Source organism: Campylobacter showae CC57C, from assembly GCF_000344295.2.
GTDB classification, from domain to species: domain Bacteria; phylum Campylobacterota; class Campylobacteria; order Campylobacterales; family Campylobacteraceae; genus Campylobacter_A; species Campylobacter_A showae_B.
On record NZ_AOTD01000147.1, the window covers coordinates 1 to 5,856 of the forward strand.

General features: G+C 52.3%; 6 protein-coding genes. 5 read left to right on the top strand and 1 reads right to left on the bottom strand.

Annotation, left to right across the window (positions count from 1 at the left end; translation table 11 throughout):
• The 5 genes from H740_RS05615 to H740_RS05635 form a co-directional block, all read left to right on the top strand.
• On the top strand, positions 1 to 231 hold a 231-nt coding region (locus H740_RS05615; protein WP_002952272.1), incomplete at its 5' end, for an AIR carboxylase family protein.
• A gap of 123 nt (positions 232 to 354) precedes the next feature.
• Complete coding sequence (locus H740_RS05620; RefSeq protein WP_002952274.1) at positions 355 to 741, top strand: ribosomal maturation YjgA family protein; 387 nt, start codon at positions 355 to 357, stop codon at positions 739 to 741.
• Positions 734 to 1,633 carry a L(+)-tartrate dehydratase subunit alpha gene (gene ttdA / locus H740_RS05625; RefSeq protein WP_002952275.1) on the top strand — a complete coding sequence of 300 codons (900 nt, stop codon included), beginning with the start codon at positions 734 to 736 and terminating at the stop codon, positions 1,631 to 1,633. The genes H740_RS05620 and ttdA overlap by 8 nt, the downstream gene beginning before the upstream one ends.
• Positions 1,630 to 2,241 (top strand): L(+)-tartrate dehydratase subunit beta, encoded by a 612-nt coding sequence (ttdB, locus tag H740_RS05630; RefSeq protein WP_002947422.1) that lies wholly within the window; start codon positions 1,630 to 1,632, stop codon positions 2,239 to 2,241. Before ttdA ends, ttdB begins: the two co-directional genes overlap by 4 nt.
• A 281-nt stretch (positions 2,242 to 2,522) precedes the next feature.
• Positions 2,523 to 3,152 (top strand): arylesterase, encoded by a 630-nt coding sequence (locus H740_RS05635; RefSeq protein ID WP_002952276.1) that lies wholly within the window; start codon positions 2,523 to 2,525, stop codon positions 3,150 to 3,152.
• Between the two features lie 284 nt (positions 3,153 to 3,436).
• Here H740_RS05635 and polA read toward each other — a convergent pair.
• A partial coding sequence (polA, locus tag H740_RS05640; protein ID WP_002952277.1) for a DNA polymerase I occupies positions 3,437 to 5,856 on the bottom strand: 2,420 nt, incomplete at its 5' end.

Here is a 5,856-nt window from a genome sequence, read left to right on the forward strand (position 1 = left end):
AAGGTCGTGATCGCGGTGGCGGGCATGGAGGGCGCGCTAGCTAGCGTACTGGCGGGTCTTGTTAGCGTGCCGGTGATCGCGGTGCCCACCAGCGTGGGATACGGAGCGAGCTTTGGCGGGCTAGCGGCGCTGCTAGCGATGCTAAACAGCTGCGCAAACGGCGTCAGTGTCGTAAATATCGACAACGGCTTCGGCGCCGCATATAACGCGAGCCTGATAAATCATCTCTAAATTTACGCCGCGCGTGAGGCAAATTTAACGGCTAAATTTAAAAGGAAAGCGTTACGAGAGGAAAATTTAAGAGAGCAAAAAAGTGCCGTAAAGCTCGCGCAAAAGCCGCAAACAAGGCAAAGCATGCGAACTAGGCTAGCGTTTTTAGCCGCGGCGGTTTTGATTTTGGCGGCTGAAATTTACATCGCGATCTGCGTAAAGGGAGGCTTCGTGCGCCACTACGCGGGCGACGTTTTGGCGGTTATCTTGCTTTACGCTTTGACTCGGGCTGCATTTAGCGCGCCGCCTTTAAATTTGCCGCTTAAAATTTTCGCGTTTGCGGCGGCTTTGGAGCTATCGCAGTATTTTGGCGCGGTGCAAATTTTAGGCATAGAAAATAAAATTTTAAAAGTAATGATCGGTGGGACGTTTGATTTTGCCGACCTGCTCTGCTACGCTGCGGGCTGCGTCTTAGCGGGCGCTTATGAAAAATTTGAAAGTAAAAACCGGCAAAGGAGAAGCTATGGATAAAGAAAAAGCCGTGCAAAAGATGACCGAGGTCATGGCGAAATTCGTCGGCTACACGGGCAAAGTGCTACCCGACGACGTGACGGCGAAGCTAAGCGAGCTCGCCGAACGCGAGACGCAGCCGTTAGCGAGAGAAATCTACAAAACGATGTTTGAAAACCAGCGCCTTGCAAAGGAGCTAGATCGTCCGTCCTGCCAGGATACGGGCGTGATCCAGTTTTTCGTGCGCTGCGGCGCAAATTTCCCACTCATCGGCGAGCTTGAGGAGCTGCTGCGCGAGGCAGTACTGCGAGCGACGCGCGAGGCTCCGCTGCGTCACAACAGCGTCGAGACCTTTGACGAGTACAACACCGGTAAAAACGTCGGCAAGGGCACGCCGAGCGTATTTTGGGAGATCGTGCCGCAAAGCAGCGAGTGCGAGATACACACCTATATGGCTGGCGGCGGCTGTAGCCTGCCCGGCAAGGCAACCGTGCTGATGCCCGGCATGGGCTATGAGGGCGTCGTGAAATTCGTCATGGATATAATGACGAGCTACGGCATAAACGCCTGTCCGCCGCTACTAGTGGGCGTGGGCGTGGGCACCTCGATCGACGTGGCATCCTTGCTATCTAAAAAAGCATTGATGAGGCCTCTTGGCTCGACAAATCCAAACGAGCGAGCCGCGCTAACCGAAAAGCTACTCGAAGATGGCATAAATAAAATCGGCCTCGGCCCGCAAGGCATGAGCGGCGCAAGCTCGGTCATGGGCGTGCATATCGAAAACTGCGCCCGCCATCCTAGCGTCATCGCCGTCGCCGTAAACGTGGGCTGCTGGTCGCACCGCAAAGGGCACATCGTCTGGGATGCGGGGCTAAATTTCGACGTAAAATCGCACAAGGAGTTCGCGCTATGAGTAAGAAAATTTTAACCACGCCGATCGCGCCCGATGATCTAGCGGATATCAAAATCGGCGACGTGATCTACCTAACCGGACACATCGTCACCTGCCGCGACGTGCCGCACAGACGCGTCGTGCAGGAGGGCCGCGAGCTACCGCTTGATATCCGCGGTGGCGCGATCTTGCACGCGGGGCCGATCATCAGAAAAACCGGTGAAAAAAGCTTTGAAATAGTCTCCGTGGGGCCGACTACGAGCATGCGGATGGAGAAATTCGAGCGCGAATTTATCGCTAAAACGGGCGTGCGCCTGATAGTCGGCAAAGGTGGCATGGGAGAGGGCACGATGAGCGGCTGCAAGGAGTTTGGCGCGATACACTGCGTATTTCCTGCGGGCTGCGCGGTGGTGGCCGCGACGCAGGTCGAGGAGATCGAGAGCGCGGACTGGACGGAGCTTGGGATGCCAGAGACGTTGTGGAAGTACCGCGTGAAGGAGTTTGGTCCGCTCATCGTCTCCATAGACGCGCACGGAAATAATCTTTTTGAGCAAAACAAGGTCAAATTTAACGAGAAAAAGGACGCGGCACTAGCTGAAATTTTACCGCAGGTCGGGTTCATAAAGTAGCTAAATTTGGGGCTTTGATTTTTAAATTTTGCCCTCGGTCGCTAAATTTTAGTGGCTTTGGGCGTATTGCAGGCGGGTGGCAAAAGTTGCGACGGTGCGCATGAAATTTGCTTTAGAATTTGCGCTAAATTTTAAAATTTAGTGCAAATTTTAGCACGTGACGGCTTGCATCTTAAATTTACGCAAATTTATAAATTTGAGCGAGTTTCCCCACACGGCGATTAAATTTATCGTGGCACGGTTTAATTTTTAATTTAAAATTGGCACTTAACGGAGCTTTTATGAGAAAATTTTACGCGGTACTGCTTACCGCGCTGGTTACGCTATCTATCGCGGCTTGCGGCGGCAAAGGCAAAGAACGCCCGCTACCGGCCGGCAGCTTCGTAGTGGCTTTGGGCGATTCGATCACGCAGGGAGTGGGTGCTAGCGAGCAGAGCGCGTGGCCTGCACTTTTAGCGCGCTCAAGCGGCTGGCGGGTGATAAACGCGGGAGTTTCTGGCGATACTAGCGCGCAGGCCTTGGCTCGTTTGCCAGCGCTTTTGCGAGAATATAAGCCGGCACTCGTGATAGTTAGCATCGGCGGCAACGACTTTTTGCGCAGACAGCCCAGCTCCGCCACGCGCACCAACATCGCCGCCATCTTGCGCACGGCAAAAGAAAGTGGCAGTCGCGCGGTGCTGATCGGCGTTCCCAAGCTAACTTTAGGCGCGGCGCTTGGGATATTTAGCGATCACGAGCTATATGAGGAGCTGGCCAAGGAGCATGGCGTACCTTTGCTATCTGACGCGTGGGGTGACGTGATGAAGCATAGCCGCCTGATGTCCGATCATATCCACCCAAACGCTGCGGGCTACGCGGAATTTGCCTCAAGCTTAGAAAAATTTCTGCGCAAACAGGGATTTTTGCGCTGAATTTTACCACTCCTAAAACAACAAGACTAGTTAAAAAAATGCAAAATTTATTTTGCCGCGTGCACGCTTTTGTTCGGCCGCAATAGCCAGTCAAGCTAAGAACCAGATGCCAAATAAAAGTGGGGCAAATTTAAACCCAGTGCGCCAAAAACGCCGTAGTAGCACATCTTGCCGCTTGCAACCGCCTTTACCGATTAGCAAATTTAATCTAAATTTTATCGTCGTTACACCCCATAAGCTTAGCGGGCAAATTTGATTCCGACTAAACGCTCAAATTTGCTGTTTTACTTCAACTCGCCCCAATCCTTAGCCACATTTAGGCTCGTTTTTAGCGGTACGTTTAGTTTGTAAATTTCTTGCATTATCTTTTGCGCTGCTGCGCCAAACTCCTCCGCGCAGCCATCCTGCACCTCGAAGATCAGCTCGTCGTGTATCTGCAAAAGCATTCTAGCGCGCGGGCTTAAAAGTGGACGGATTTTTACCATCGCCATCTTGATGATATCCGCAGCCGAGCCCTGAAATATCGTATTTACCGCCTCGCGCTCATACATCGCCGTTTGCATCGGCGTCGCGGTAGTAAAATCAAACAGCCGCTTTCTACCCAGCAGCGTGCGCACGAAGCCCTCGTTTTTCGCGGCGGTTTTTATCCCCTCTAAAAAGCCTTTTATCGTAGGGAAAGCTTTAAAATAGCGCTCGATATACTCCTTTGCCTCGGCGCGCGTGATACTTACTTGATTTGCCAACTTGCTCGAACCCATGCCGTAGATGAGGCCGAAATTTATACTCTTAGCCACCGCGCGATTCTGCCCCTCGGCGCTGCCGAATATACTAATCGCAGTGCGCGCATGGATGTCCTCGTCGTTCGCAAATGCCTGAAGTAGCGCGGCGTCCTTGCTAAAATGCGCGAGCAGTCGTAGCTCGATCTGCGAGTAGTCAAGCCCCACGAAGCTAAAGCCGCTTTTTGCCTCAAAGCAACCTCGCACGTCCTTAGCTAGGCTGCCGCGAGCGGGGATATTTTGCAGGTTCGGGTTTTTAGACGAGAGCCTGCCCGTGCTAGTTCCCGTCTGGATAAAGTTCGTGTATATCCTGCTGTCGGCATCTTTTTTAGCCAAATTTAGCAGCGGTTCGCAGTAGGTGCTTTGCAGCTTATATAGCTCGCGGTACTCAAGTAGTTTAGGGATGACGGGATGCTCCTCGATAAGCTCTGCTAGCACGGCCTCGTCGGTGCTGTAGCCCGTTTTTGTCTTTTTCTTTACGGGTAGTTTTAGGTGCTCAAACAGCACTTCTCCTAGCTGTTTAACGGAGTTGACATTAAAATTTTCGCCCGTTAGCTCGTAAATTTTGGCTGTCAAGGCCTTGATTTTAGTGTCGTTTCGCAGGATCAAATTTTGCATTTTCCCCTGGTTTATCGCGATGCCCTCGCGCTCCATATCAAAAAGCGTAAGAATAAACGCAAACTCGTGCGTATCGGCAAGCGCGAGCAGCTCGGGATCAAGCAAATTTAAAAAGCTTTTGTAAAACTTCAGCGTTATCCACGCATCCTCGGCGGCGTATTTTGCGGCGTTTTCCAGCGCTACTGACGCGAAGGTCTCGCCGCGCTTTACCACATCTTCAAATTTGATCGTATCGTAGTCGTAGAGGCGCTTGGCTAGCGCGTCCATACCGACGCTTGAGCCCGGATCCATGAGCCAGGCTAGTATCATCGTGTCTTTAAAATTTACGGGCGGCTCGAGTCCTAGATTTCGCTTTACGACCTTAAAATCGTACTTCAAATTTTGCCCGATCACGCAGCCTTTGTAAATTTGCCCTATCGACCAGGCGGCAAATTTCTCGCTCGCCTGCTTCGGCACGCCCAGATACTCGTGCGACACGGGCACGTAGTAGGCCTCCTCGTCATTAAAGCAAAAGCTAAAGCCGACCAGACGGGCGTTTTGCGTATCGACGTCCGTGGTCTCGGTGTCAAAGGCCACTAGCGTGTCTGCGTCTATATTTGCCAGCAGTCGCTCGATCTCACTCTCGTCTGTTAAGAGCCGCGCGTTAAAGCCGAGCTTAAAATCCGCGTTTTCGCCTGCGTTTTCGCTATTTTGCAGCGCTTTTAAAAGGCGGTTTAGATCGTATTCTCGCAGAGTGTCGGCGACTTTTACGAGCGGATTTTGCTCGGGAAATTCCGCTCTTTTTAGATCGAGCACGTCAGGCACGTCGTCAAAGAGCGATGTTAGGCGCTTGCTCAAAAACGCGCTCTCTCGGCCTTCCGCTAGCATACCGCGGATACGTTCGTTTCGCACTAGCGGCAGGTTTTCGTAGATGCCCTCAAGACTACCAAATTCGTTTAAAAGCTTTTTCGCGCCCACCGCGCCGATGCCTTTTACGCCCGGGATATTATCCGAGCTATCGCCCGCGATCGCGAGAAAATCGCGTATGCAGCTTGGCGGAACTCCGTATTTTTCTATGCAGCTAGCGCTATCGTGGTCGATCTTGCTTTGGGGGCTATAGATGCTTACTTTGCCGTCCTCGATGAGCTGATAGAGGTCCTTATCGTGCGTCACTATACGTACGAATATATCCCTCTGCTTGCACTCTTTTACGACGCTAGCAATGATGTCGTCGGCCTCGTAGCCTTCGCGGCTTACGGCGGCTAGGCCCATTTTTTCTATCATTTCGATGCACACGGGCAGCTGCTCTTTTAGCGCGGCGGGCGGCTCGG